Source organism: Hyphomonas sp. (assembly GCF_013823385.1).
Lineage (GTDB): Bacteria > Pseudomonadota > Alphaproteobacteria > Caulobacterales > Hyphomonadaceae > Hyphomonas.
The window spans coordinates 68,084-93,056 of the sequence record NZ_PNMA01000004.1; the positions used below are offsets into that span (position 1 = coordinate 68,084).

The window sequence follows — 24,973 nt, forward strand, 5'->3', positions numbered from 1 at the left end:
CCTGTTTCCCATGCCCGCCCATCTGCGCGTCATCTGGCGTTCCGCAGTTGAGCGCTTTTTGTTCTGGAATTGGTCCAATGTGGAAATTCTGATTCGCCAGTGGTGCCCATTGAGGCCCATGCGTGCCCATGATAGTCCAAATTTACACATGGTTTACCCATGGCGGGGTTTAGGCAGATAAGATTGGGCTAGGCGGGTGTTTGTTTCCACCTATGAGGGCGCTATTGACGCAAAGGGCAGGGTTTCGATCCCGGCGCCTTTCCGCGCCGCATTGGGCGGATCAAACCGCGTTTTCGTCTGGCAGGCCCCGGATGGTTCCGGCGCGCTGGAGGGGGGTGGCGAGGAGCTGATGGAGCTCTACCGCGAAACCCTCGCCGAACTGCCGCTGCAATCCCCCATCCGCGAAGCCATCGTCACCTGCATCATCGCCGCGTCGGCAGATCTCAAGATCGACGATACCGGCCGGGTGAAGCTGCCCGAGGATCTCTGCGAAGCGGCAGACCTCAGTGGCAAGATCAAGTTCTCCGGCCAGATGGACAGTTTCCGGATCTGGAATCCGGAGCGGTTCAGCCTGCACCAGATGCGGATGCGGTCGATCGTCAATGCGCCCGAAACGCTCGATGCGTTTGCCACTGCCTATAACAGGGTGCGCCAGCGCCGTGCGGCGGCTGGACGTGGGGAGGTTGGCTGATGTCGGTGCGCGCCACGCCCCGCAGCCCTGCTGAACCCGGCCATCTGCCGGTAATGCTGGCCGAAGTGCTCACCGCCCTCGCCCCGGCGGACGGCGACGTCATCATTGACGGCACCTTCGGTGGCGGCGGCTATACCAGCGCCATCCTGCAGGCTGCCAATTGCACCGTGCTCGGCATAGACCGCGACCTCGACGCAATCGTCCGGGCCGAGAAGATGGCTGAGGCCAATCCCCGCCTCGTGCCCCTGCTCGGCTGCTTCGGCGATCTCGACACGCTGGCAGAGCAGGCAGGCTATGCGTCCGTGGACGGCGTTGTGCTCGATATCGGGGTCTCCAGTTTCCAGATCGACCAGGCTGAGCGCGGCTTTTCCTTCATGAAGGACGGCCCGCTCGACATGCGGATGGGCGGCAGCGGCCCGTCAGCGGCCGATGTCGTCAACAGGATGAGCGAAAAGGGCCTGGCGGACGTGATCTTCCGTCTGGGTGAAGAGAAAAACTCCCGCCGGATTGCCCGTGTTCTGGTGCAGCGCCGGGCAGAGGCGCCGTTTGAAACGACAGCAGATCTTGCCGCTGTGGTTGAAGAGGCGGTTGGCGGGCGGCGCGGGGCGCGGTCCCATCCCGCCACCCAGACGTTTCAGGCGATTCGCATGTATGTGAATGACGAGTTGGGCGAACTGGCGCGCGGCCTGCGCGCGGCCGAGCGCATCCTGAAGCCGGGCGGCCGGCTGGTGGTTGTTACCTTCCATTCGCTGGAAGACCGGCTGGTAAAGCAGTGGATGAAGCAGAAGGCGGGCGCTGTCCCGTCCGGCTCGCGCCACATGCCGCTGCTGTCCAAGGGGCCGAAACCGGCCTTTGAACTGCAGGAAAACAAGGCGGTGCAGCCGTCTGAAAAGGAAGTGGAAACCAATCCACGCGCACGGTCTGCAAAGTTGCGGGCGGCGATCCGCACCAACGCGGACGCGGCCCTGGATGAGGCGAGCGATGGTATGAACTTGCCGCCGCTCGCGGAGCTGGAGAAGTCGCGATGAGCCGCAAGGTATTTTTCTTTGGTCTTCTGGTCGCCGGGTTGCTGATTTTCAGCCTCTACCGGGCAAAATATGGCGCCAAGGACACAGCCGCCGAACTGATGGCGGTCGAGGCCCAGATCGAGGAAGCGCAGCGCGAGAAGGCGCTGCTGGAAACCGAACTCGCCCATATGAGCCGGCGGGACTGGATCGAGGAATATGCCCGCAAGGAGCTGGGCATGGCCCCGCCCAAGCCCGGCCAGATGGCCAATGAGGGCGATCTCGACGAGGTGGTTGGCCCGCCGGTGACCACCCTGAAGGTGATGTCGGTATCCGGTGAGGCCGCCGGCAAGACGGATGCGGATCAAGAGGCCGGCGCGGTTGCGGAGGCGCCCAGATGAGCGAAGCCTCCCGGCATCGTACACGGTTCGTCGGGCTGGCCATCGGCCTGCTCTTCGTGCTGATGGCGGGCCGGGGCGGTTATCTGGCCCTGTCGGACGCGCCGTCCAGTTCTGCGGCCCGGCCGATGACGGCGGCGCTTCAGCAGCGTGCGGACATTGTGGACCGTAATGGCGAACTGCTGGCAACTTCGGTGGTTTCCTGGTCCCTCTGGGCCAATCCCAGCCTGATCTGGGACGGCGCGGATGTCGCCGGGCAGCTTGTCCGTGTGCTGCCGGACCTGAATGAGGCCGATCTTGCCGCCCGCCTGTCTGATCCCAAGCGCAAATTTGTCTGGGTCAAGCGCGGGCTGACGCCCCGCCAGCGGGCGCAGATCGCTGCGCTCGGCCTGGAAGGGCTCGATTTCCGTGAGGAGGCCCGCCGGGCCTATCCGCGCGGCGTGCTGGCCGGGCAGGTGCTGGGCTATACCAATGTTGACGGCCAGGGCATTGCCGGGGTCGAGCTTGCCCAGGAGGCCGCGCTTCAGGGCGGGGCAGCGCCGGTCCGGCTGACGCTGGACATCGGGGCGCAGGCCGCGCTGGAGGCAGAGCTTGCCACCGCGGCGATGGATTATGACATGAAAGGCGGCGCCGCGATCCTGATGGACACGCGCACCGGCGCCATCCGCGGCATGGCAAGCTGGCCGCCTTTCGACCCCAACCGCGCCAGTGATACGCCTGCGGACGACCCTTCCCGCACCAACCGGGCGATCAGCGCGGTTTATGAACTCGGCTCGATCTTCAAGCCGCTGACGATTGCTGCCGCCCTCGATGTGGGCGCGATCAAGCCCGAAGACCGGTTTCAGGTGGGCCAGCCGCTACTGATCCAGGGCCGGCGGATTTCCGATACGCACTGGTTTGCCCGCGAGGCCAACGCCTGGAAGATCCTGTCGGAAAGTTCAAACATCGGCACCGTGCAGGTGAACTATGCGCTGGGCGCCCAGCGCCAGCAGCAGTTTCTGGAACTCGCCGGCCTCACCCGCCGCGCGCCGGTGGGCCTGCCCGGCTCGGCAGCGCCGCTGGTGCCGCGACGGCTTGATGAAGTGACGGCGGCGACGGTTTCCTATGGCCATGGCATTTCGGTCACGCCCATGGCGTTCCTGCTGGCCTTCTCTGCGTTGGGCAATGACGGGCTGATGGTGGCGCCGGTGCTGGTGGAAGATGAAGCTGCACCGACGGCGGAGCCTGTGCGCCTCTTCTCCAAAGAGACGGCCCATCTCGTAACCGAGATGATGCGCCAGACCGTGGTGGGCGGCACGGCGCGGCGCGCAGAGGTGCCCGGATATCGCGTGGCCGGGAAAACCGGCACGGCCGAGAAGCCGGTGCCTGGCGGCTATGCCAAGGACCGGAATGTTTCGAGCTTTGCTGCGGTGTTTCCTGCAGACAGCCCCCAATATGCCCTGATTGTGACGCTGGATGAGCCCAAGGCCATCGAGGACGGAAGCATGACCGCGGCTGTGAATGCTGCGCCGGTTGCCGGGCGGATCATTGAACGCGTGGCGCCGCTGCTCGAGGTCGATCCGCGATTTGAGGATCTCCGGCCTGCCAGCACGCCGCCCCAGACCCTCTCCCAGAACAGGAGTGAACTTTGAACCTCAGGGACCTTTTCCCACTTGCCGAGAATGGCGAGACCGAGATCCTCGGAATGACGGCTGACAGCCGCAAGGTGCAGCCCGGCTGGCTATTTGCGGCCTTGAAAGGCAGCGTGCATGACGGGGGGCGGTTTGTGCCCCAGGCCATCGCGCAGGGCGCCGCCGCGATCCTGTCGGATGGCAGTGTGGGCGAGGTGTCCGTGCCGCATGTGATTGCCGATGAGCCGCGCCGCGCGCTGGCGCTGGCCGCCAGGCGCTTTTACGGCGCGCAGCCCGAATTCGTCGTGGCCGTCACCGGCACCAATGGCAAATCCTCGACGGTGGATTTTGCCCGCCAGATCTGGAGCCGGGCAGGGATCAAGGCCGCCTCCATGGGCACGCTGGGCGCCATCGGCCCGGGCGGCAAGATCGATATCGGCCATACGACGCCCGACCCGGTAACCGTCAGTGAAACGATGAAATTGCTGGCGGGCCAGGGCGTGACGCATTGCGCGATGGAAGCCTCCAGCCATGGCCTTGAGCAGCACCGCCTCGACGGGGTGGACCTGTCGGCGGTCGCCTTCCTCAACCTCACCCAGGACCATCTGGATTACCATCCGACGATGGACGCCTATCTCGATGCCAAGCTGCGCCTCTTCCGCGATCTGGCGCCCAGGGGCATTCCCGCCATCGTCAATGCTGACAGCGATCACCGCGAGATCGTCGAGGAAACCGCGCGCAAGGCCGGGCTTCAGGTCGTTTCTTTCGGCTGGCGCGGCGAGGATCTCTGGATCGACGAGCTGATGCCCAAGGCCACCGGCCAGACGCTGTTCCTTTACTGGAAAGATGTCGAGCAGAAGCCGATCGAGCTGCCGCTGATCGGCGAGTTCCAGACGCTGAACGCTTTGGCAGCTGCTGCGCTCTGCCTGTCGTTGGGCATGGAGTTCCCGGCCGTGGCCGAGGGGCTGGCAAACCTCAAGCCGGTCAAGGGCCGCCTCGAATTTGTCGGCAAGACCGAGACCGGCGCGGGCGTGTTCGTGGACTATGCCCATACGCCCGATGGGCTCGACGTGCTGCTGCGCGCGGTCCGTCCGCACACGGCCGGGCGGCTGAAGGTGATCTTCGGCTGCGGCGGCGACCGGGACGCCAGGAAGCGCCCGATCATGGGCGAGATCGCCAGCCGCCAGGCCGATGATGTGATCGTCACCGATGACAACCCGCGCTCGGAAGACCCGGCAAAGATCCGCGCCACGATCCTCGGGGGCACGAGGGGCGCCCGCGAAATCGGCGACCGGGCCGAAGCCATTCACACCGTAATCCGTGAGCTGAAAAAAGGCGACACGCTGGTGATCGCCGGCAAGGGGCATGAGACGGGCCAGATCATCGGTTCCCAGGTGCTGCCCTTCTCCGACCAGGATGAGGCGCTGGCCGCCCTGAAAGCGACCGCCCGATGACAACGCCGCTCTGGACCTCCAGCGATATCGAACTCGTCACCGGCGGCGCGGCCAGCGCGCCTTTCGAGGTGACCGGCTCGATCTCCATCGACACACGCACCCTGCAGAAGGGTGATCTCTTCGTGGCGCTGAAGGATCAGCGCGACGGGCATGATTTCGTTGAAGCAGCTTTCAAGGCAGGTGCTGCGGGGGCGCTGGTGGCCCGGCCGATCTCCGGCGGGGCTGTGGTGCAGGTGGCCGATGTGCTTGACGCGCTGACCCAGCTCGGCATTGCCGCGCGCGTGCGCTGCGGCGCCCATCGCACGGCGGTCACCGGCTCTGCAGGCAAGACATCTGTGAAGGAGATGCTGGCGCAGATCTACCGCGCCTTTGGCCCGGCCCACTGGAACGTCAAGAGTTTCAACAATCACTGGGGCGTGCCGCTGACGCTGGCGCGGATGCCGGAAAACACCGCGCGCGCTGTCTTCGAGATCGGCATGAACACGCCCGGCGAGATCGCCCCGCGCAGCCATATGGTGCGCCCGCATACCGGCATCGTCACCTGCATTGCTGCGGCCCATCTTCAGGGGCTTGGCTCGGTCGAAGGCATCGCCGAGGAGAAGTCGAACATCTTTGCCGGACTGGAAGCGGGCGGCACAATCATTCTGCCAGCGGACGATAAATTCCTGGACTATCTTTCCGAACGTGCCCGGAGTTTTTGCCCCACCGGCAATGTCGAGACGTTCGGAACCTCCCCGGAGGCAACCGCGCGCATCACCGCCTATGAAACCGATGGCCACACCAGCCGGGTGGATGTGGATATCGTCGGCCGCCGGGCGAGTGTGACGCTGAATGCCGTCGGCGCTCACTGGGCGCAGAATGTAGCCGCCGCCCTGCTCGCTGCCAGCCAGTCCGGCCTCTCTGTCACAGATTGTGCCGAGGCGCTGTCAGGCTACGCGCCGCCGCCGGGCCGGGGCACTTCCGAAACGCTCAACCTGCCGGAAATCGGCGAAATCACGCTGATCGACGACGCTTACAACGCCAACCCGGCCAGCATGCGCGCCGCCCTCAAGGGCCTCTCTCAACGCGCAGGCACCCGCCGCCTCGCCGCGCTGGGCGACATGCGCGAGATCGGCGACTCTTCGGTTGAGGAACACCGCAACCTTGCCGGGCCGATCGTTGAGGCAGGGGTTGATGGGGTCTTTCTGGCTGGTACTGAAATGCAACACCTTTCCGAGGCGCTTCCGCGTGATTTGCAGCAAATATCTGCTCAGACGGCGGATGAGTTGTGGAATCAGCTGCAAAAAGCACTGCGCGCTGGGGATGTGCTCTTGATCAAAGGGTCGAATGCGTCCGGGATGGGACGAATAGCGGACCGGCTGCGCCAATGGAGCCAGACGGCCGGAATGGGCAAGATGGATGGCGGCTCAGAAGGAGCTGCGAGGGTAAGCTGATGCTGTATGAACTGCTGGCCGCGGACAGCGGCGTATTCAATCTTCTGAACTACATTACCTTCCGCACCGGTGCGGCGGTCGTCACGGCATTTCTGGTGACGGTGCTGATCGGTGACGGGCTGATCAACTTCCTGCGCGCACGCCAGGGCAAGGGCCAGCCGATCCGCGATCTCTCGCTCGAAGCGCAGCTCTCGAAGAAGGGCACGCCCACCATGGGCGGCCTGCTGATCTGGGTCGGCCTGATCGTCGCCGTCGCCCTCTGGGGCAACTGGCAGAACCCCTATGTCTGGGTCACCCTCGCCGTCACTTTCTCCTATGCCTTCCTCGGTTTCCTGGATGACTATGCCAAGGTCACGAAGCATTCGACCGATGGCGTGTCCGCCGGGGCGCGGCTGCTCGCCGGCTTCGGCATCGCGGCGCTCGCCTGCGCCATCATCATGGGCCTGCACGGGGCGCACACGCCCGCCGGCCATGCCGAATGGGGCCCGCTCAATCCGCTGGCGGAATGGATCGCCGGCTTTGCGCCGAAAACCTCTGTCCAGCCGGCAGACCCGAATTTCTCGGGCGGCGTGGCCGTGCCTTTCGTCAACAACTACTTCCTGCCGCTCGGCGGCTTCTTCATCCTCTTCGGGATGATCGTCATCGTCGGCGCGGCCAATGCGGTGAACTTTACCGACGGCCTTGATGGCCTCGCCATCGTGCCGATGACCTTTGCCGCTGCCGCCTATGCGATGATTGCCTATCTCACCGGTAACTTCGTGTTCGCCTCCTATCTCGGCATCCAGTTTGCGCCAGGCGCGGGCGAGCTTGCCGTGATCCTCGGCGCGGTGATCGGGGCAGGCATGGGCTTCCTCTGGTTCAACGCCTATCCGGCGAAGGTCTTCATGGGCGATACCGGCTCGCTTGGCCTCGGCGCCATGCTCGGTGTGGTCGCCGTGGCAACCAAGCATGAGTTCGCGCTGGTCGTGATCGGCGGCCTGTTCGTGCTGGAAGCGCTGTCGGTGCTGACCCAGATCGGCTGGTTCAAGATCACCAAGCGCCTGACGGGCGAGGGCAAGCGCATCTTCCTGATGGCGCCCCTGCACCACCATTTCCAGAAGAAGAACTGGCCGGAAACGCGCGTGGTCGTGCGCTTCTGGATTCTCTCCGTCCTGTTCGCCCTGATGGGCCTTGCCACCCTGAAGCTGAGGTGATGCAGGCGCCATGATCCCCATTACCGAATACGCTGGAAAAGACGTTGCGGTGTACGGCCTCGGCCGCACCGGTCTCAGCGCGGCCAAAGCCCTGAAGGCTGGCGGTGCGCGCGTCCATGCGTGGGACGATAATGAGGAAACCCGCGCCAAGGCCGAAGCCGCCGGCATCGCCCTTTCCGACATCAACAAGCGCGACTGGCAGACTTTTGCCGCGCTCGTCCTGTCGCCGGGCATCCCTTACAAATATCCCCAGCCCCACCGCCTTGTGCGCATGGCAGAGATGACCGGCGTTCCGGTGATCGGGGACATGGAACTCTTCGCCCGCGCGGTTCAGGCTCTGCCGGAGCGGGCGCGTCCGAAGATCGTCGCCATCACCGGCACCAATGGCAAATCCACCACCACCGCGCTGATCGGCCATATCCTGAAACAGGCCGGCCGCGATGTCCGCGTTGGCGGCAATATCGGCACCGGCGTGCTCGATCTCGCCGCGCTGCATTCCAACGCGGTCTATGTGCTGGAGATGTCGTCCTATCAGCTCGACCTGGTGAAGAGCCTGCGCTGCGATGTGGCCGTCTTCCTGAACCTCTCGCCGGACCATCTCGACCGGCATGGCAGCATGGATGGCTATCAGGCTGCGAAGATGCGCATCTTCCAGAACCAGACGGAGAAAGATGTCGCCGTCATCGGGTTTGATGATGTCTACACCCAGTCGATCGCCATTGGCCTCTCGGCCAAGGGCCCCCAGAAAGTGGTGCAGATTTCCTCCACCTATACCCTCGGCAAGGGCATCAGCGCGGTCGATGGCCGCCTCTATGACAACCAGTCGGGCAAGGCGGAGTTCGTCGGCAAGCTCGACGAATGCCCTGCGCTGCTGGGCCGTCACAATTACCAGAACGCTGCTGCTGCCTATGCCGCCTGCCGGGCGCTCGGCCTTGATCCGGGAACGATCATGGCGGGGCTGCGCTCCTTCCCGGGCCTTGCCCACCGGATGGAAGCGGTCGGCGAGATCGACGGCATCCGCTTCATCAATGATTCAAAAGCCACGAACGCCCAGGCGGCCGAGCAGGCGCTGAGATCATTCAAGAACATCTACTGGATTGCCGGCGGCGTGCCCAAGGCTGAAGGCATTGCCCCGCTGGCTCCGCTTTTTCCCAACATCACCAAGGCGTATCTGATCGGCCAGGCGGAAGATGTCTTTGCCGCCACGCTGCACGGCAAGGTGCCCAGCCAGGTGTGTGGCGCGCTCGACCGGGCCGTGGAAGCTGCCTACCGGGACGCCAAGGCGGCCGGTGAGCCCGGCGCGGTCGTTCTCCTGTCGCCGGCCTGTGCCAGCTTTGATCAGTTCAAGGATTATGAGCAGCGGGGCGACGCGTTCCGCCGTCTCGTGCAGGGCATGATGCCGGCGAGCCTCAAGGTGACCGCGTGAGCTACACGGCCAACGCACCGCTTCTGCCGCGTTCGGATACATCCTGGTTTACCGAATGGCGCCGCACGCTGGACTGGGGGCTGGTTGCCGGCGCTGTCCTGCTGCTGAGCATCGGGCTTCTAATGTCGCTCGCCGCCGGGCCGTCTGCTTCGGCGCGGATCGGGTATGGGGATGCCTATTACTTCGTCTACCGGCAGGCGGGGCTGGCGGCGCTCGGCTTCACGATCATGATGGGTTTCAGCGCGCTTGACCGGAAATGGGCGCGGCGCACGGCCACGGCGATTTTCCTCGTCAGTATCGTGATGATGATTGCCGTGCTCGGCTTCGGGCATGAGGCCAAGGGCGCCCAGCGCTGGCTGCGCTTTGCCGGTTTTTCCATCCAGCCGAGCGAGACGGTGAAGCCGGCGCTCATCCTGCTCTGCGGCTGGTTGCTGGCGCAGCGGGAGCTTTATCCCAAAGGCCCCTGGGCGCTGGTCGCCTTCATCTTCTATGCGGTGACGCTTGGCCTGCTGCTGCTGCAGCCGGATGTCAGCCAGGCGGTGCTGCTGACGGCGGCTTTCCTGACAACCTTCTTCGTCAGCGGCCTGCCCAAACGCTGGGTGGGGATCTTTGGCCTGGGCGGCGGCGTGCTCGCCGTGCTGCTCTATAACCTGCTGCCCTATGTGAAGGCGCGGGTGGACGTGTTCCTCAACCCCGCCACTGTGGACCGCTACCAGCTCGACAAGGCGGCCGAAGCCATCAGCCGGGGTGGCCTGTTCGGCGTCGGTCCGGGGGAGGGCCTGGTCAAGGCCCGGCTGCCAGACGCGCATACCGATTTCATCTTCGCGGTGATGGCCGAGGAGTTTGGCCTGGTGGCGATTGTCGTGCTGATGGCGATCTTTGCGATGATGGCGATCCGCGGCTTCCGCGCCGCCGCCCGTATCGAGGACGGCTATGCCCGCACGGCGGCGGCCGGTCTCTTCACCCTGTTTAGCCTTCAGGCGGTCGTGAATATAGGCGTAAACCTCGCCGTTCTGCCGCCAACCGGCGTGACACTGCCTTTTGTCTCCTATGGCGGCTCTTCCATGGTGGGTATGGGATTGACGCTCGGCCTTGCGCTTGCTCTCGTCCGCGGCGAAGGCACAAGGAGCCGTGGCCAGTATGGCTGACACACCCGATTCAAAACTCGTCATCATCGCAGCCGGGGGCACCGGCGGCCACATGTTCCCCGCCCGCGCCTTCGCCGATGAAATGCGCGCGCGCGGCTGGAACACGGCGCTGATTTCCGACACGCGCGGCTTGAAATATGCCGCTGACTTCCCGGCAGACTGGAAAGAAGAAATCGAGGCTGCCAGCCCCAACTTCCGCAAACCCTGGACGGTTCCGGGCGCCGCGCTGAAGATCAATGCCGGGATCAGCCGCGCCCGCCGTCTGATGAAACAGCACCGCCCGGCGCTGGTGGCCGGCTTCGGCGGCTATCCGGCTTTTCCGGCCCTGGCGGCGGCGCGCCGCCTCGGCGTGCCAATCATCATCCATGAACAGAATGCCGTACTCGGCCGGGTCAACCGCCAGTTTGCCAGACATGCCAAGCTGGTGGCGAGCGGGTTTGACCGGCTTGACCGCCTGCCCCCCGGCTCGGCCCATATGCCGCTTGGCAATCCCGTGCGCGCGCCGATCCTGGAAGCCGGGCAGATTCCCTATCCGCCTACGGACGAGACGCTGAACATCTTCATCACCGGCGGCAGCCAGGGCTCGCGCATCATCGGCGAGGTTGTGCCGCTGGCGATTGCAAACCATGTCTCCCCGCCGCTGCGCGTGCGCCTCAAAGTGGTGCAGCAGGTGCGCGAGGAACAGTATGAGATTGTCTCGAACATCTACCGCAATTCAGGCGTCGCCTGCGAGCTGTCGGCCTTCTTCCGCGACATGCCCGAACGCCTGGCCGCAGCACACCTCGTGATCGCCCGCTCGGGCGCCGGCACGGTCAGTGAACTGGCCGCTGTCGGGCGCCCGTCCATCCTCATTCCGCTCGCCATCGCCATGGACGACCATCAGACGGCGAACGCCGAAGCGCTGACCGGAGTTGGCGCCGCCGACATGATCCTGGAAGCCAATGTGACGCCAAAGCTCTTGGGCGAGCTTATCTCGGCGCGCCTCTCCGACGGCGCAGACCTTGCGGCGCGCGCGGCCGCTGCAAAGTCTGCCGCGCGCCCGGATGCGGCCCAGAAACTGGCGGAAATGGCGGAGAGGATCGCGGAGTTATGATCCGCAAGTCTGCTTACATCGCGCTCGTGTTTGGCCTGTTCCTCACGATCTTCGAGATCGTGCGCAATTGGGGCCACTGGCTGCCCTGGCCATTCTGGCTCGTCAGTTTCATCACGGCAGGCGCGCTCATCTGGGGCGGCCTGCGCACCCTGAACCAGGGCTCCTCCCGCATGCTGTCAGCCGCATGGGGTGTCACGGTCGGCATCTTCTGGATGTCGTATTTCACGCATGTGCAGGTTCTGGTCGAAGGCACCCAGGTGCAAAAGGGCGAAGGCCCGATGACGCTGGTGATGGGCCTGATGCTGGTCGTTGCGATTGCCGGGCTTTTGATGTCTCTGACGCGGCGGACGATTTAGAAGCGCGAGGTTTTCCATGACCACCCCAACCCCGTTTCCGGTAGGCCCGGCGCATATCGTCGGCATTGGCGGCATCGGCATGTCGGGCATTGCCGATGTGATGCTGACCATGGGCTATGAGGTTCAGGGCTCGGATGTGTCTGACAGCGCCAATGTCGAGCGCCTGCGGGCGCGCGGGGTGAAAGTGTTCATCGGCCACAAGGCCGAGAATGTTTCCGGCGCGGGCACCGTCATCATCTCCACTGCCATCCGCCGGGATAATCCCGAAGTGCTGGCCGCCCGCGCAGCCGGCATCCCGGTTGTGCGCCGGGCCAACATGCTGGCCGAGATCACCCGCCTCAAATACACCGTCTGCATCGCCGGAACGCATGGCAAGACGACGACCACCTCGCTGGTCGCCTGCCTGCTGGATGGCGCGGGCATCGATCCCACGGTGATCAATGGCGGCATCATCCACGCCTATGGCTCGAACTACAAAGCCGGCGAGAGCGACTGGATGGTGGTGGAAAGCGATGAGAGCGACGGCACCTTCGCCAAGCTCCACCCCACCTGTGCCATCGTCACCAATATCGACCCCGAGCATATGGACCATTACGGCACCATGGAAAATCTGCGCGAGGCGTTCGACACCTTCGTCGAAAACCTGCCTTTCTATGGCTTTGCCGTTCTCTGTACGGATCATCCCGAAGTGCAGGCGCTGGCCGCCCGCGTGACTGACCGGCGCCGCATCACCTATGGCTTCAATCTTCAGGCCGATGTGCGCGCGGTGAACCTGCGCACCGATCTTTCCGGGGCGCATTTTGATGTCGAGATCCGCCGCGGAAAAGACGAGGCGCCGCGCCGGATTGACGGGCTGACCCTGCCGATGGCGGGCGAGCATAACGTTCAGAACGCGCTGGCCGCCATCACCGTGGCACTCGAACTGGGCGCAACCGATGAGCAGATACGCGGGTCACTGGCAAAGTTCGGCGGCGTCAAGCGGCGCTTCACGCCGGTGGGTGATTGGGTGTCCGCGCCGGGTCAGGAGCCAGTCAAGATCATTGATGATTATGGCCACCACCCGGTGGAGATTGCGGCCGTGCTGAAGGCGGGCCGGGCCATGCAGGGCGACCGCACGCTGATCGCCGTCTGCCAGCCCCACCGCTATTCGCGGCTCAGCGACCTCTTTGAGGAGTTCTCCCGCTGCTTCGACCAGGCCGACCATGTTCTGGTCGCGCCGGTCTATGAGGCGGGCGAGACGCCCATCCCCGGCATCACGCATGAAGCCCTTGTCCGCTCGGTCCAGCGGCACGGCCATCGCAGCGCGCGCGCGCTGGCATCGCTCGCCGATCTGCCCGAAGCCGTGAAGGCGCTGGCCGGGCCGGGCGCCATGGTCGTCTGCCTGGGAGCAGGGGACATCACCCGCTATGCCGGGGAGCTTGCCAGCAAGCTTCAGGGCTGACGCTGGGTCACAGACAAAACCGCCTTCCGCTTTGTGTAATAGCGACTAGTCTCGCCGCATAACGCGCGGGCATACGCGCCGGGAGGATGCGAATGGCGCAAGCGATTGTGGATGCCGCTGGCGGCAACCTGGCTCACACTCACAAGGGAGAAGGCGGCGCGCTCGGCAAGACCGGCTTCTCCTGGGCCTGGTTCGAGGCGGCGCGGAACCCCTACTACATCCTGATCGTCATCTATGTGTTCGCGCCGTATTTCGCGCGGGACATTGTCGGCGCCGATATCCTGGCCAGCGGCAAGCTGGACGGGCTTTCGCCGGACGAGGCCCACCGGGTGGCGGGCGCCGAAGGCCAGGCGATGGTCGCCAATCTGTCGAAGACGGCCGGCTATATCGCAGCCCTGACCGCGCCCTTCCTCGGCGCCGCCTTTGACCGGGGCCTGCGCCGCAAGCCGCTGATCTTCCTCTGCCTGTCGCTGATCTCGCTGGTAGGTATTTCCCTCTGGTGGGCGATCCCCGGCCCGGCAGGCCTGTCGACCGGCGCGGTCATGTCACTGCTGATCATCGCCTATGTCTGCTACAGCTATAGCGAGGTGGCGCATAATTCGATGCTGCCGGATGCGGCGCGGCTGGATGCCTTGCCGGCCGTGTCAGGGCTCGGGCTCGCGCTTGGCAATGGCATGGCCACGCTGATGTTCGTCGCCATCGTCTTCATGTTTGCCCTGCCGATTGAGCGGGCCTGGCCTTTCCCTGAGCCACTCTTCGGAATTGATCCGGCGCAGTACGAACAGTTCCGCATTGCCGGGCCGATCTGCGGGGTCTGGATGCTGGCCGCGATGATTCCCTTCTTCCTCCACGCCAAGGATACGGGCGTCAAAGGTACCTCGCCCGTGCGGGCGATCCGGGAAGGCGCCCAGGGGGTGATCCGCACCATCCGCCAGGCAGCCCATCACCGCGAGGCGTTCAAATTCCTCATTGCCCGGACCATCTACGCCGACGGCATGTTCGCCCTCCTCACCATCGGCGCGGTGTATGTCAGCCTGTTCCTCGGCTGGGGCCTAATCGAGCTGACGATCTATGCCATCTGGGCGTCTGCCTGGGGCGTGGCAGGGGGCATTTTCGGCGGCTGGCTGGATCAGCGGCTTGGCCCCAAGAATGCGCTGATCGTCGAGATCGCCGCCATTGTGGTGATCCTGTTCCTTGGCCTTTCAGTCACGCGGGACTCAGCCTTCTTCGGCCTGGTGCCGAATGTGACCGTGTGGAACGCCCCGTTCTTCTCCGGATCGTCCGACCTGATCTATCTCGTCCAAGGCGCGCTGATTGCCATCTTCGCCACGGCGAACATTTCCTCCAGCCGCTCGATGCTGATCCATGTCGCGCCGGCGCATATGCGAGGCGAGTTCTTCGGCCTGTTTGCGATTGCCGGAACGGTGACGGTCTGGCTCGGGCCACTGCTGATCGAGCAGTTCACCCGCTGGTCGGGAGATCAGCGGATCGGCATGTCGGCCATCGCGTTTCTGTTCTTCCTGGGACTGGCGGTGCTGCTCACCGTCAAGTCCGATCCGCCAGCGCGGCGGGCGCGCTAGGTCCTAGCTTGTGGGGCCGAAGGCAGGCGGTCCACCGCCGCCCTGGCGGATGCGTTCGATATTCGAAACACGCCGGGGGCGAAGGTAGAAGGTGTCGCTCATCGTGATCGACGTATCGATCACCACGCTGAACCCGCTTTTATAGTCATACTCGATCTCGGTCAGGATCACCGAGCCGGGCTGGGGCACAATGCCATCGGGCACCGGCACGATGGAGCCGGCGACGCGCGGTTCCATCTTGTAACCGTCCGACCAGGCCACACGCTTCTGGCCATTCCCGCTATCGACGATGGAGGTGATCCGCATACGCGTTTCCGAAGCGTGATAGGGCTGCATCATCACCGTGGCGGCGTTGTAAAGTTCCCGCATGTCGTCATCGGTTACCGAGGCAAGGCGGGAGGTGAGGTCCCCGAGGCTGGAGGCTGTGGCGGTGACACGGCGATCGGCGCGCATCATGAAACTCAGCTCGATACAGCCGAAGAAGATCAGCACCATGAGCGGCGCGATAAAGGCAAACTCGACGGCAGAGACCCCATCCTCATTGCGCAGGAGGCTCTTCAGGCCGAGCTTCCGGGGAGCGTTCTTCCGCTCCAGCCGGGCTTTGAAATAGCGGTTGAGCAGCATTAGGATTCGCTCCCGAAAGGCTCGTTGCGGAACACGACGTTGGACTGGATCAGGTGTTTGTGGCCGGCCATGTTGGACAGCGGGGCGCTGAGGACCGGTGTCATCAGATCCCATTCATAGAATACGCGGACGGCGACGATGTCGTTGGGGCCGCCCGGAAGAAAGCCGAACTCCTCGCCATTGATGGCGCCGGCTTCGTTGAGGGGCGAGCCCATCGGAACGTGGTTGAAGCCGTCAATGGTCTGCACATCGAAATACAGGCGGTTCTTGCAATCCATCATGCCCATCAGCTTGCTGCAGAGCAGTTCCCGGAACTCTTCCGGGGTCACGCCTGCCTGTTGCACGGCGCCGGTGCGCAGCGGCCGGCTGGCGTCGGCGATGCCATGGTCAAGGATCGCTGCCATGATGAAGATCATGCAGACCTCCAGCAGGCCGAAGATCAGAAAGAAGAAAGGGGCGGCGATCAGCGCAAACTCCACCGCCGCGACGCCCCGATGGTCGCAGGCGTAGTCGCGAAAGCGCGCCTGCAGGCGCGCCGCAAGGCTGTAACGGATGCTGGGCATCATCAGGCTATTCCCCCCAATGGGATCAGCCTGCAGATCTAGCATGTTCCGGTTTGTGGCTGGTTTAGCAGGTCGATGCAATTTCATGCATCGCCCGCCGGTTGTCAGTTGCCGCCGGTCAGGGCCTGCGATTGCAGCTGCTGCTGGAGGAGGCGGGAGAAGTAGGCCGGATCATCCCCCAGGCTGAGGGCGGACCGGCAGACCGGGGCGCAGTCATAGGTCTGGTTCTGGCCGGCGCGGTTGACGGTCACCAGATTGGACGAGTTGGCGGTGACGACCACTTCGGCGCTGTAAACCTCCTCACCGGCCTTGTTGAACACCATCAGATTGGTGGTGCCATAGCTCTTGCCGGTCACGAAGATCAGCCGTTCGTCATGCACGGCCACATCGGCGATGTTCTTGTTGCCCACCACGATGCTGGAGGCAGGGCCGGAGAGGCGCAGCGGAACGGTTTTGGAAGCCTCGATGGACAGCTGCTGGGCCTGGGCGGCACCGGCGAGAACCAGGCTGGCGAGGGCAGCAAGGGCAGGCTTCACGAGGATGTTCATTATACGGAAACTCCGGCGCATGTTTTCCGGAACCTCGCCTATTTTGGTTTCCCATTTCCTAATGCGTTTTCGGCGGGCGCGCAGGCATTGCGCCGGGAAGGGGATTTCCCAAGGTGTATATATAAGGAATCGCGCGCGCGAAGGTGCCGGAGGTGCAACAGCAGAATCAGTAAACAACCCCCTGATTTCGCTTCATGAATTTTCTGACTGCGGAAACGAGATCTCAAAGTTGCTCCTGTAGAACCATCCCTGTTCCGGGAAAAAAAGTTTCAAGCCGGAACTTGTCAAACGCATGATGGGAGTTTCCAATGTTTGCACGTTTTCTGAAAGACGAGTCCGGCGCAACCGCTATTGAGTACGGCCTGATCGCCGCTCTCATCGCTGTCGCCATCATCGGTGGTGTTTCGGCTCTTGGCTCGAACGCCAATTCCACGTTCGAAACGGTTGCCGCCAAAATGGGCACCGCCGGCGCTGATGGCGGTGGCGAAACCGAGTAATCGGTAGTCCGTATCCGATATCAGAGAGCCGCCGGATAACCGGCGGCTCTTTTCTTTCCGGCCCTACCCCCGCGCGCCTCAAGCCTTCTTTCAGGCTTTTGCGCCATGCTCGGCCGCTGACCTTGATGTTTGGGAGACGTCTTATGGTGCTCATGGTTCTCGCCGCCCTTTTCCTCTGCCTTTGCGTGCTGGCGGCGCTTTATGATGTAAACCAGCTGAAGATCCCCAACTGGCTGAACCTTACCCTCGCCGGCCTCTTTGTTCCGGCTGCGGCCGTTTCCGGCCTGCCGCTGGAAATCATCGGCGGCCATCTGATGGCCGGGGGCCTGGCCTTCCTGATTGCCTTTGGCCTCTACGCTTTCCGCATCTTCGGAGGAGGGGACGCCAAGATGATCCCCGCCGTCGTGCTCTGGATGGGGCCGGAAGCGGCCTTTCCGTTCGCGTTCAAGATGGCGATTGCCGGCGGTATCTGCGCCACCCTCATCCTGGCCGTCCGCCGCACCGCCCCGGCTGAAACCATTCCCGGCTTCATGCGTGCCCCGTTCGAGCCCAAGGCCGGCGTTCCTTATGGCGTCGCGATTGCGGCGGGCGCTCTCCTGGCCGGCGCCGCCTCGCCCCTGCTGGCAGACCTTTACCGCGCAGCGGGATTTACCGGTTAACGATCCTTTAGGCGGCGCGTGCAATTTTCCCAACAGTATGAACTGGCTGGCCGTATGCATTTACCTTTGCATACGGAATTGGGAGGGAGAGGCGCCGCATGTCGCCGATACGCATTATTATCCTGGTGCTGGCGCTTGTGGCCGCCGGCGGGGCCGCCCTGCTTGTAAGCCGTATGAGCCAGCCGCAGGTCGTGACCGAGACGCTCACCCGCGACAATACCATCGTACAGACAGAACAGGTCTCCGAGATCAAGGTTCTGACCGCCAAGCGGGATTTCGCCATCGGTGAACAGATCAAGGCAGAGGATCTGCGATGGTCCGTCTGGCCTGAAAAAGGCGTTGTCGAGGGACAGTTTATCGAAACCGCCGCGCCCAACGCGATCGAGGAGATTGCCGGGGCGGTGGTGAAGATGCCGATCTACAAGGCAGAACCTCTGATGCCCCAGCGCATCGTCAAGCGCGGCGAAGCAGGCCTTCTGCCCGTGCTGATGGGCGCCGACATGCGGGCTGTCTCGGTGGGCATTTCGCCTGAGTCGGCCTCGGGCGGCTTCATTCTGCCCAATGACCGGGTGGACCTGATCCTCACCTATGAGCAGAAGCCCACTGCGACCAACGGCCTCACGGATGAGCGCACGATCTCCAAGATCATCCTTCAGAATGTGCGTGTGCTGGCGATTGACCAGGCCTATGCGCCCAGCACGCCGCAGGAGTCCACACGCATTGGCCGCACCGCCACGCTTGAGGTAACGCCTGCCGAAGCCGAACTGGTGGCCCTGTCGCAAAGCAAGGGTCAGCTTTCTCTGGCTCTGCGTCCGCTCAGTGAGGAAGCTGTCAGCGCCCCGCGCACGCCGCGCCTGGAACTCAATGGCGGCGATGAAGCCGGAAGCGCCATCATGATCATCCGCAATAGCCGGCCAACACTTACAGCCATGGGGAGCAACTGATATGCGCACGCTGAAGGCGCTGACCTGCGCGACCCTCCTTGCATTGGCCGCTGGCCCGGTGGCGCTGGCCCAGACCGTGCCCAACGGCATGGGCACCAGCATTACCAAGCCGGGTGACCAGGCCGTTTCCCGCCGGGTGACGCTCGGGGTCAACAAGTCGATGATTGTCGATCTGGAAGCGCCGGCCGCCGATGTGGTGATTTCCAATCCCGCCATTGCGGACGCCGTGGTCCAGACGGCTCAGCGGATCATCTTCCGCGGCATCAGGTTCGGCCAGACGAATGCGCTGATCTTCGACCGGGCAGGGCGCACGCTGCTGGATCTCAACATCTCCGTCGAGACAGACCTTGCCGCGCTGGAAGACACCATTTCCCGGCATGTTCCTGATGCGCGGGTGAAGATTGAAAGCGTCAATGGCAGCATCATCCTTACCGGGATGGTGGACAACCTCTCCCAGTCCGATCAGGTCAGCCGCCTGGTCAAGGCCTTCTTCCCAGAAGCGTCCTCCGGCGGCAACCTGCAGATCGTCAATATGCTGAACGTCAATGCGGCGGATCAGGTTCTGCTGGAAGTGCGCATTGTCGAAATGCAGCGCAGCGTGATCAAGCAGCTCGGCATCAACCTTTCCGGCTCCACCAGCTTTGGCGAACTTGCCAGTCAGTCGCTGCAGCAGGTGTTCCAGGGCGGCCTGCCGCTGTTCTTTGATCCGGACTCGGGCCAATACAATACCACAGGGCAGGGCACCGCCGTTCAGATGCTCCAGCCCACGGGCCCGTCCAGCAACACATTGAGCGCCAGCGCGTCCAACAGTTTCAACGTTCAGGGCCAGGCTCTGGGCGGGGTGTCCCTGAAAACGGGCTACACCAACTATAATAACGGCCGCCTGCAATCCTCCGTTGGGGCGGCCATCGATGCCATGGAACGTGTCGGCATCGTCCGCACGCTGGCAGAGCCCAACATCGTGGCGATGTCGGGCGAGAGCGCAAAATTCCTCGCGGGCGGTGAATTCCCCGTGCCGGTCGGCCAGAACCAGAACGGTCAGATCACGGTCGAGTTCAAACCCTATGGTGTGGGGCTTGCCTTCACCCCGGTCGTCCTTTCGGAGGGCCGCATCTCGCTGAAAGTCTCGACGGAAGTGTCGGAGCTGACCTCGCAGGGCGCCTTCCAGGGCGCCGCGCAGACCTTCACGGACTCCGATGGCAACACCACCATCATCCAGGGCGCAACCCTGCCGGCACTATCGGTGCGCCGGGCAGAGTCCGTGGTCGAACTTCCTTCGGGTGGCTCGATGATGATGGCCGGTCTCATCTCGGTGAAAGATCGCCAGACCATCGACCAGCTTCCCGGCCTCAAGAAGCTCCCCATTCTGGGCGCCCTGTTCCAGTCGCGGGACTTCCTGTCCGATGAAACCGAACTCGTCGTGATGGTGACGCCGTATCTCGTTGGCCCGGCCGGCAAGGCAAACATGAAATCTCCTGCCGACGGCTATGCCAATGCTTCGGACGCCAAGACCATCTTCTTCGGCAAGCTGAATGAAACCTATGGCCGCGATGGCGCTCCCATCAAGGCTGACGAATATCGTGCCCCTGTGGGCTTTATGGAAGAGTAGGGCAAGACAGACCATGACCCGTCAGATCCGTTCGCTACCAGCTCTCATCGCCCTTGGCGCGGGCGCCGCGGCCATATCGGCCTGCGCCAGTGTCGCGCCGACCGCGGTGCCGGCGGCCTATCTTGAAAACTCGCCGCTCGATCTCAATCCGATCCAGGTCGAAAAGCGCACCGAGTTTCTGGAAGTGGCCATCGATGCGCAGGCCAGCGAGCTTTCCAGCAGCGACCGCGCGCGTATCCGCGAATTCCTGGCCGGGTATGTGAAGCGCGGCCACGGCCCGCTCGTCCTGTCGATGCCTCAGGTCTCGGCCAATCCGCAGCTTGCGGTCGCGGCCGTCGCAGAGGCCCGCGCCATCGCCTGGGATCTCGGCGTCGAGTATGAGGAAATGACAGGCCGCGCACACGGCGCCGGTTCGCCCGTCAGTGAGCCGATGATCCTCGCCTATCAGAGCTATGAGGCGATTGCGCCTTACTGCCCGCCCAAATCGACTGTGGATTTCAGCAATATCGATTCCAACAACCAGCTGCCGACGCTGGGCTGTTCGGTCCGCACCAATCTGGCCGCCATGATCATTGATCCGGGTGATCTTCTCGGAAAGCGCGCGCTTGATCCGTCCGATCTTTCCCGCCGCCAGGTCATTCTGGAGAAGTTCCGTGCCGGAGAAACCACGGCATCCGCGCGGTCGAACCAGGAGTCCGGCGCTGTTTCATCGGCGGTCCGGTAAAGTTTTGGCAGGAGCCACGGGGAGCACAAAGAAGATGGGCAAAGACAATCCGATGTTCGAAGACGACATCGACCCTGAGTTCGAAGATGTCTTCGGCGAAGAGGGCCCCTCGACGCCGATAGGCAGGGCGACAGCGACAATCTTTGGCGAAACGCCTGCGGCGGCCTCGCCGGTCCAGCCGGTGGTGGATTTCGCGGCGCGCCCGGCCAATTACAACATGCCGGTCTTCTCGTCCGGGGATGAGGGCGGCGACGCCCTGCTGCCGGCAATTTCGATCAAGCTGTTCTATGAGCGCGAGGAAACCCGCCTGCTGATGGAACTCTGCGCGCAGGACCGGCGCATGGGCCGTGCCACGGTCGAATGCCTGCCCGGCGGTATTCCGTCTGCGATCCATTATCTGCAGGGCAACCCGACACCCAATCTCATCCTCATCGAGTCCGGCTCGGTGGCCGAGCAGGTGATCGCCGAGGTCGATGCTCTGGCCGAGCATTGCGACGAGCATGTGAAGGTCGTCGTCATCGGCTCGGTCAACGACATCATGCTCTACCGCCAGCTGATGGCGCGCGGCGTGTCGGAATATCTTGTTCCGCCGTTCCAGCCGCTGCAGATCATCCGTGCCATCTCGGGCCTCTTCACCGATCCGGACGCGCCCTTCGTCGGCCGCCAGATTTCGGTGGTTGGCGCCAAGGGCGGGGTAGGGGCCTCCACCATCGCCCACAACCTTGCCTGGTCGCTGGCGGAAAATATCAAGGTCAACACCACGCTCGTCGACCTTGACCTCTCTTTCGGCACCACCGCGCTCGACTTCAACCAGGAAACGCCCCAGACGATTGCCGACGCGCTGCTCGCGCCCGAGCGCGCCGACGACGCCGTGATCGAACGCCTGCTGGCCCGCGCCACGGAGCGGCTTTCCCTCTTCACCGCGCCGGCCCATATCAACCAGATCATCGATATTCCCGATGATGCGTACACGACCGTTATCCAGGGCGTGCGCCGGAATGTGCCTTTCATGGTGCTGGATCTGCCGCATGTCTGGAACCAGTGGCTGCGCACCACGCTGATCCAGTCTGACGAAGTGATCGTCGTCTGCCAGCCAGACCTTGCCTCCCTGCGTAACGGCAAGAACCTGATCGACCAGCTCAAGGGCCACCGCGTCAATGACAACCCGCCCCGGCTGGTGCTGAACATGTGCGGCGTGCCCAAGCGGCCGGAAATTCCGGTGAAGGATTTCGCTGCCGCCATCGGCGTGGAGCCGGAGATCATCGTGCCCTTCGATCCTGAAGTCTTCGGCACGGCGGCCAATAATGGCCAGATGATTTCCGAAACCGGCCCGGCATCGCGCCCGGCCATCGCCATCGATGAACTGGCAGCGGCCCTGAGCGGGCGGACGATCCAGAGGGTTGAGAAATCATTCCTCAAGAAACTGCTGGGTAAGTAGGACGATTGAGATAACGGGTTAGATCATGGCTTTTGGCAAACGCTCGGTTACATCTTCCGCAACGCTGCCCTCGCCGGCGCCTGCGGCGGCGCCGAAGCCGGCTGCCCCCACGCCGGCCGCCCCGTCTGCGCCTGTCAAGCCGCGCGCGCCGGAGCCCGCGCCCGTTGCGGCAACAAAGCTCAAGACCCCTGAGGTCAAGCCGGAGCCGGTCCGCAAGGTCAACCAGCATTCCGATCAGTATTACGCCACCAAGACCACCATCTTCAACGCGCTGATCGACACGATCGACCTTTCCCAGCTCGCCCAGCTCGACACCGAGAGCGCGCGTGAGGAAATCCGCGATATCGTCGTCGAGATCATCAGCATCAAGAATGTCGTGATGTCGATTTCCGAGCAGGAATACCTGCTCGACGACATCTGTAACGATGTGCTCGGCTATGGCCCGCTGGAGCCGCTTCTGGCGCGGGACGACATCGCCGATATCATGGTCAACGGTGCCGACACGACCTATATCGAGGTCAACGGCAAGATCGAGCGGACGAATATCCGCTTCCGCGACAATGCCCAGCTGATGAACATCTGCCAACGGATCGTGTCTCAGGTTGGCCGGCGCGTCGATGAAAGCTCTCCGATCTGCGACGCCCGCCTGCTGGATGGCTCCCGCGTCAACGTGATTGCCCCGCCGCTCGCCATTGACGGCCCCACGCTCACCATCCGTAAGTTCAAGAAGGACAAGCTGAAGCTTGACGATCTTGTCCGCTTCGGATCGATCAGCGAGCCTGGCGCCGAGATCCTGCGCATCATTGGCCACAGCCGCTGCAACGTGCTGATCTCCGGCGGTACGGGCTCGGGCAAGACCACGCTGCTCAACTGTCTCACCGGCTTCATCGAGCCGGGCGAACGCGTCATCACCTGCGAAGACTCCGCCGAACTTCAGCTTCAGCAGCCCCATGTCGTGCGCCTGGAAACCCGCCCGCCCAACATCGAAGGCTCCGGCGAGGTCACCATGCGTGAACTCGTCAAGAACTGTCTGCGTATGCGCCCGGAACGGATCATCGTGGGCGAGGTGCGCGGCCCCGAAGCGTTCGACCTTCTGCAGGCGATGAATACGGGCCATGATGGCTCGATGGGCACGCTGCACGCCAACAGCCCGCGCGAAGCCTTGAGCCGTGTGGAATCCATGATCACCATGGGCGGCTTCTCGCTGCCGGCAAAAACCATCCGTGAAATGATCGTCGGCTCGATTGATGTGGTCGTCCAGGCTTCGCGTCTGCGCGATGGCTCCCGCCGCATCATGTGCATCACCGAGGTGCTCGGCCTTGAGGGCGACACCATCGTTCTTCAGGACATTCTCAAATACGAGATCGAAGGCGAAGACGAGAACGGCAAGATCGTCGGCCGCCACCGGGGCATGGGCATAGGCCGCCCGCGCTTCTGGGAACGGGCATCCTACTATAACCTCGAGCGGGAACTCGCCGCAGCTCTTGATGAGGTAAATGGCGGCTGATGGCGGGTTCGATGGTCCCCTATATTGTTGCGGCGCTGGCCTTCTTTGCCATCGTCGGCGTCGGTCTTGTGCTCACCGGCAACCGCGATGATGCCGCGCGCAAGCGCGCCAGGGCGATCAGCGCCGGGGGAGGGCCGGTCAAGGGCAGCAAGCTCGCCGACGAAAACGCCCGCCGCCGCGCCAAGACCCAGGAAATGCTCGAAGGCCTGCGCAGGCAGGACAAGGAACGTCGCCGGAATGATCCCATGCGGAACATCGGGTCAAAGCTCACCCAAGCCGGCCTCGAAATTCCGGTGCCGATGTTCTGGATGCTTTCGGCTGTGTGCGGATTGGTCTGCGCTGGGGTTGTCTACATTTCGGGCGCCGATGGCCTGGTGATCAACGGCATTTCCCTCAAAAGCCGGCCCGTTCTGGTGGCTGCGGCCTTTTTCGGCGGCACGCTGGGCGTCCCGCAATTCATCCTGAACTTCCTCATCAAGGGCCGCCACACCAAGATGGTGAACCAGTTTGCCGATGCGCTCGACATCATCGTGCGCGGCGTGCGCTCCGGCCTGCCGCTCAACGAATGTATCCGCGTCATTGCCAAGGAAAGCCCCGAGCCCCTGCGCAAGGAATTCATGACCTTTGCCGACAATCTGGCAATGGGCGCGGGCCTCGACCGCTCGCTGGCGGCGCTCTACAAGCGGATGCCGCTGCAGGAAATCAACTTCTTTGCCATCGTGCTGATGATCCAGTCCAAGGCCGGGGGCAACCTTTCCGAAGCCCTGCATAACCTCTCCACCGTCATCCGCTCCCGGAAGATGATGCGCGAGAAGGTAAAGGCCCTCTCGTCGGAGGCCAAGGCGTCGGCCATGATCATCGGCTGTCTTCCCTTTGCCGTGGGCATCATGGTGTTTCTCACCACGCCGGATTACATCATGGAGCTATTCCGTACAGAGACCGGACACGTCATCCTCGTGATGGCCGCCGGCATGATGGGCACCGGCATCACGGTCATGCGCAACATGATCAATTTCGATATGTGAGGCGCGGC

Annotated in this window: 24 protein-coding genes; 21 read left to right on the forward strand and 3 right to left on the reverse strand. The window is 63.5% G+C overall.

From position 1 onward, the window contains the following. The first annotated feature begins 196 nt into the window (after window positions 1-196). The 13 genes from C0456_RS04125 (at window position 197) to C0456_RS04185 (ending at window position 14,827) form a co-directional block, all read left to right on the forward strand. Entirely contained in the window at window positions 197-691 is a 495-nt protein-coding gene (locus C0456_RS04125) for a hypothetical protein (RefSeq protein WP_291048629.1), read from the forward strand. Then, complete coding sequence (gene rsmH, locus C0456_RS04130; protein WP_291048631.1) at window positions 691-1,719, forward strand: 16S rRNA (cytosine(1402)-N(4))-methyltransferase RsmH; 1,029 nt, start codon at window positions 691-693, stop codon at window positions 1,717-1,719. The genes C0456_RS04125 and rsmH overlap by 1 nt, the downstream gene beginning before the upstream one ends. Continuing rightward, window positions 1,716-2,096 (forward strand): septum formation initiator family protein, encoded by a 381-nt coding sequence (locus C0456_RS04135; protein WP_291048633.1) that lies wholly within the window; start codon window positions 1,716-1,718, stop codon window positions 2,094-2,096. Before rsmH ends, C0456_RS04135 begins: the two co-directional genes overlap by 4 nt. Further along, window positions 2,093-3,724, forward strand: a complete 1,632-nt coding sequence (locus C0456_RS04140) for a penicillin-binding protein 2 (RefSeq protein ID WP_291048636.1) — start codon at window positions 2,093-2,095, stop codon at window positions 3,722-3,724. The genes C0456_RS04135 and C0456_RS04140 overlap by 4 nt, the downstream gene beginning before the upstream one ends. Next, window positions 3,721-5,157: a UDP-N-acetylmuramoyl-L-alanyl-D-glutamate--2,6-diaminopimelate ligase gene (locus C0456_RS04145; protein WP_291048639.1), complete on the forward strand. Its 1,437-nt coding sequence runs from the start codon at window positions 3,721-3,723 to the stop codon at window positions 5,155-5,157. Before C0456_RS04140 ends, C0456_RS04145 begins: the two co-directional genes overlap by 4 nt. Then, the gene (gene murF, locus C0456_RS04150) at window positions 5,154-6,590 is read left to right on the forward strand and encodes a UDP-N-acetylmuramoyl-tripeptide--D-alanyl-D-alanine ligase (RefSeq protein WP_291048642.1); all 1,437 of its coding nucleotides are present in this window, start codon (window positions 5,154-5,156) and stop codon (window positions 6,588-6,590) included. Before C0456_RS04145 ends, murF begins: the two co-directional genes overlap by 4 nt. Then, complete coding sequence (mraY, locus tag C0456_RS04155; RefSeq protein WP_291048644.1) at window positions 6,590-7,783, forward strand: phospho-N-acetylmuramoyl-pentapeptide-transferase; 1,194 nt, start codon at window positions 6,590-6,592, stop codon at window positions 7,781-7,783. The genes murF and mraY overlap by 1 nt, the downstream gene beginning before the upstream one ends. Before the next feature lie 10 nt (window positions 7,784-7,793). Next, window positions 7,794-9,209, forward strand: coding sequence for a UDP-N-acetylmuramoyl-L-alanine--D-glutamate ligase (gene murD, locus C0456_RS04160; protein ID WP_291048647.1), 1,416 nt, complete (start codon window positions 7,794-7,796; stop codon window positions 9,207-9,209). After that, a complete protein-coding gene (locus tag C0456_RS04165; RefSeq protein WP_291048650.1) occupies window positions 9,206-10,357 on the forward strand; it encodes an FtsW/RodA/SpoVE family cell cycle protein in 1,152 nt (383 codons plus the stop codon). The genes murD and C0456_RS04165 overlap by 4 nt, the downstream gene beginning before the upstream one ends. Continuing rightward, a complete protein-coding gene (gene murG / locus C0456_RS04170; RefSeq protein WP_291048653.1) occupies window positions 10,350-11,450 on the forward strand; it encodes an undecaprenyldiphospho-muramoylpentapeptide beta-N-acetylglucosaminyltransferase in 1,101 nt (366 codons plus the stop codon). The genes C0456_RS04165 and murG overlap by 8 nt, the downstream gene beginning before the upstream one ends. Beyond that, window positions 11,447-11,806, forward strand: coding sequence for a hypothetical protein (locus C0456_RS04175; protein WP_291048656.1), 360 nt, complete (start codon window positions 11,447-11,449; stop codon window positions 11,804-11,806). The genes murG and C0456_RS04175 overlap by 4 nt, the downstream gene beginning before the upstream one ends. Before the next feature lie 16 nt (window positions 11,807-11,822). Then, window positions 11,823-13,247 (forward strand): UDP-N-acetylmuramate--L-alanine ligase, encoded by a 1,425-nt coding sequence (murC, locus tag C0456_RS04180; RefSeq protein WP_291048659.1) that lies wholly within the window; start codon window positions 11,823-11,825, stop codon window positions 13,245-13,247. A 92-nt stretch (window positions 13,248-13,339) separates the two neighbouring features. After that, on the forward strand, window positions 13,340-14,827 hold the full coding sequence (locus C0456_RS04185; RefSeq protein ID WP_291048662.1) for an MFS transporter: 1,488 nt from the start codon (window positions 13,340-13,342) through the stop codon (window positions 14,825-14,827). A 3-nt stretch (window positions 14,828-14,830) separates the two neighbouring features. Here the strand turns inward: C0456_RS04185 and C0456_RS04190 are convergent, their stop codons facing one another. The 3 genes from C0456_RS04190 to C0456_RS04200 form a co-directional block, all read right to left on the reverse strand. Further along, entirely contained in the window at window positions 14,831-15,451 is a 621-nt protein-coding gene (locus tag C0456_RS04190; RefSeq protein WP_291048665.1) for a TadE/TadG family type IV pilus assembly protein, read from the reverse strand. Beyond that, window positions 15,451-16,017, reverse strand: coding sequence for a TadE/TadG family type IV pilus assembly protein (locus tag C0456_RS04195; protein ID WP_291048667.1), 567 nt, complete (start codon window positions 16,015-16,017; stop codon window positions 15,451-15,453). Before C0456_RS04195 ends, C0456_RS04190 begins: the two co-directional genes overlap by 1 nt. A gap of 101 nt (window positions 16,018-16,118) precedes the next feature. Continuing rightward, entirely contained in the window at window positions 16,119-16,562 is a 444-nt protein-coding gene (locus C0456_RS04200; RefSeq protein WP_291048669.1) for a pilus assembly protein N-terminal domain-containing protein, read from the reverse strand. 308 nt (window positions 16,563-16,870) lie between these two features. Between C0456_RS04200 and C0456_RS04205 the strand changes: the two genes are divergently transcribed. The 8 genes from C0456_RS04205 to C0456_RS04240 all read left to right on the forward strand — a co-directional run bounded on the left by C0456_RS04205 (window position 16,871) and on the right by C0456_RS04240 (window position 24,965). Next, entirely contained in the window at window positions 16,871-17,059 is a 189-nt protein-coding gene (locus tag C0456_RS04205; protein WP_291048671.1) for a Flp family type IVb pilin, read from the forward strand. Window positions 17,060-17,202: 143 nt separating this feature from the next. Beyond that, a complete protein-coding gene (locus tag C0456_RS04210; RefSeq protein ID WP_291048672.1) occupies window positions 17,203-17,718 on the forward strand; it encodes a prepilin peptidase in 516 nt (171 codons plus the stop codon). Window positions 17,719-17,816: 98 nt separating this feature from the next. Continuing rightward, the gene (gene cpaB / locus C0456_RS04215; protein WP_291048673.1) at window positions 17,817-18,662 is read left to right on the forward strand and encodes a Flp pilus assembly protein CpaB; all 846 of its coding nucleotides are present in this window, start codon (window positions 17,817-17,819) and stop codon (window positions 18,660-18,662) included. Between the two features lies 1 nt (window position 18,663). Beyond that, on the forward strand, window positions 18,664-20,271 hold the full coding sequence (locus C0456_RS04220; RefSeq protein WP_291048675.1) for a type II and III secretion system protein family protein: 1,608 nt from the start codon (window positions 18,664-18,666) through the stop codon (window positions 20,269-20,271). A gap of 13 nt (window positions 20,272-20,284) precedes the next feature. Beyond that, entirely contained in the window at window positions 20,285-20,995 is a 711-nt protein-coding gene (locus tag C0456_RS04225; protein ID WP_291048677.1) for a CpaD family pilus assembly lipoprotein, read from the forward strand. A gap of 34 nt (window positions 20,996-21,029) precedes the next feature. After that, window positions 21,030-22,433: an AAA family ATPase gene (locus C0456_RS04230; protein ID WP_291048679.1), complete on the forward strand. Its 1,404-nt coding sequence runs from the start codon at window positions 21,030-21,032 to the stop codon at window positions 22,431-22,433. A gap of 25 nt (window positions 22,434-22,458) precedes the next feature. Further along, complete coding sequence (locus C0456_RS04235; protein ID WP_291048682.1) at window positions 22,459-23,940, forward strand: CpaF family protein; 1,482 nt, start codon at window positions 22,459-22,461, stop codon at window positions 23,938-23,940. Beyond that, on the forward strand, window positions 23,940-24,965 hold the full coding sequence (locus C0456_RS04240; protein ID WP_291048685.1) for a type II secretion system F family protein: 1,026 nt from the start codon (window positions 23,940-23,942) through the stop codon (window positions 24,963-24,965). The genes C0456_RS04235 and C0456_RS04240 overlap by 1 nt, the downstream gene beginning before the upstream one ends. The last annotated feature ends 8 nt before the right edge of the window (window positions 24,966-24,973 follow it).

Coding starts and splice junctions, on each gene's coding strand:
- rsmH (WP_291048631.1), top strand. CDS start 691: ATGTCGGTGCGCGCCACGCCCCGCAGCCCTGCTGAACCCGGCCATCTG.
- C0456_RS04135 (WP_291048633.1), top strand. CDS start 1,716: ATGAGCCGCAAGGTATTTTTCTTTGGTCTTCTGGTCGCCGGGTTGCTG.
- C0456_RS04140 (WP_291048636.1), top strand. CDS start 2,093: ATGAGCGAAGCCTCCCGGCATCGTACACGGTTCGTCGGGCTGGCCATC.
- murF (WP_291048642.1), top strand. CDS start 5,154: ATGACAACGCCGCTCTGGACCTCCAGCGATATCGAACTCGTCACCGGC.
- mraY (WP_291048644.1), top strand. CDS start 6,590: ATGCTGTATGAACTGCTGGCCGCGGACAGCGGCGTATTCAATCTTCTG.
- murD (WP_291048647.1), top strand. CDS start 7,794: ATGATCCCCATTACCGAATACGCTGGAAAAGACGTTGCGGTGTACGGC.
- murG (WP_291048653.1), top strand. CDS start 10,350: ATGGCTGACACACCCGATTCAAAACTCGTCATCATCGCAGCCGGGGGC.
- C0456_RS04175 (WP_291048656.1), top strand. CDS start 11,447: ATGATCCGCAAGTCTGCTTACATCGCGCTCGTGTTTGGCCTGTTCCTC.
- murC (WP_291048659.1), top strand. CDS start 11,823: ATGACCACCCCAACCCCGTTTCCGGTAGGCCCGGCGCATATCGTCGGC.
- C0456_RS04185 (WP_291048662.1), top strand. CDS start 13,340: ATGGCGCAAGCGATTGTGGATGCCGCTGGCGGCAACCTGGCTCACACT.
- C0456_RS04190 (WP_291048665.1), bottom strand. CDS start 15,451: ATGCTGCTCAACCGCTATTTCAAAGCCCGGCTGGAGCGGAAGAACGCT.
- C0456_RS04195 (WP_291048667.1), bottom strand. CDS start 16,017: ATGATGCCCAGCATCCGTTACAGCCTTGCGGCGCGCCTGCAGGCGCGC.
- C0456_RS04200 (WP_291048669.1), bottom strand. CDS start 16,562: ATGAACATCCTCGTGAAGCCTGCCCTTGCTGCCCTCGCCAGCCTGGTT.
- C0456_RS04205 (WP_291048671.1), top strand. CDS start 16,871: ATGTTTGCACGTTTTCTGAAAGACGAGTCCGGCGCAACCGCTATTGAG.
- C0456_RS04210 (WP_291048672.1), top strand. CDS start 17,203: ATGGTGCTCATGGTTCTCGCCGCCCTTTTCCTCTGCCTTTGCGTGCTG.
- cpaB (WP_291048673.1), top strand. CDS start 17,817: ATGTCGCCGATACGCATTATTATCCTGGTGCTGGCGCTTGTGGCCGCC.
- C0456_RS04220 (WP_291048675.1), top strand. CDS start 18,664: ATGCGCACGCTGAAGGCGCTGACCTGCGCGACCCTCCTTGCATTGGCC.
- C0456_RS04225 (WP_291048677.1), top strand. CDS start 20,285: ATGACCCGTCAGATCCGTTCGCTACCAGCTCTCATCGCCCTTGGCGCG.
- C0456_RS04230 (WP_291048679.1), top strand. CDS start 21,030: ATGGGCAAAGACAATCCGATGTTCGAAGACGACATCGACCCTGAGTTC.
- C0456_RS04235 (WP_291048682.1), top strand. CDS start 22,459: ATGGCTTTTGGCAAACGCTCGGTTACATCTTCCGCAACGCTGCCCTCG.
- C0456_RS04240 (WP_291048685.1), top strand. CDS start 23,940: ATGGCGGGTTCGATGGTCCCCTATATTGTTGCGGCGCTGGCCTTCTTT.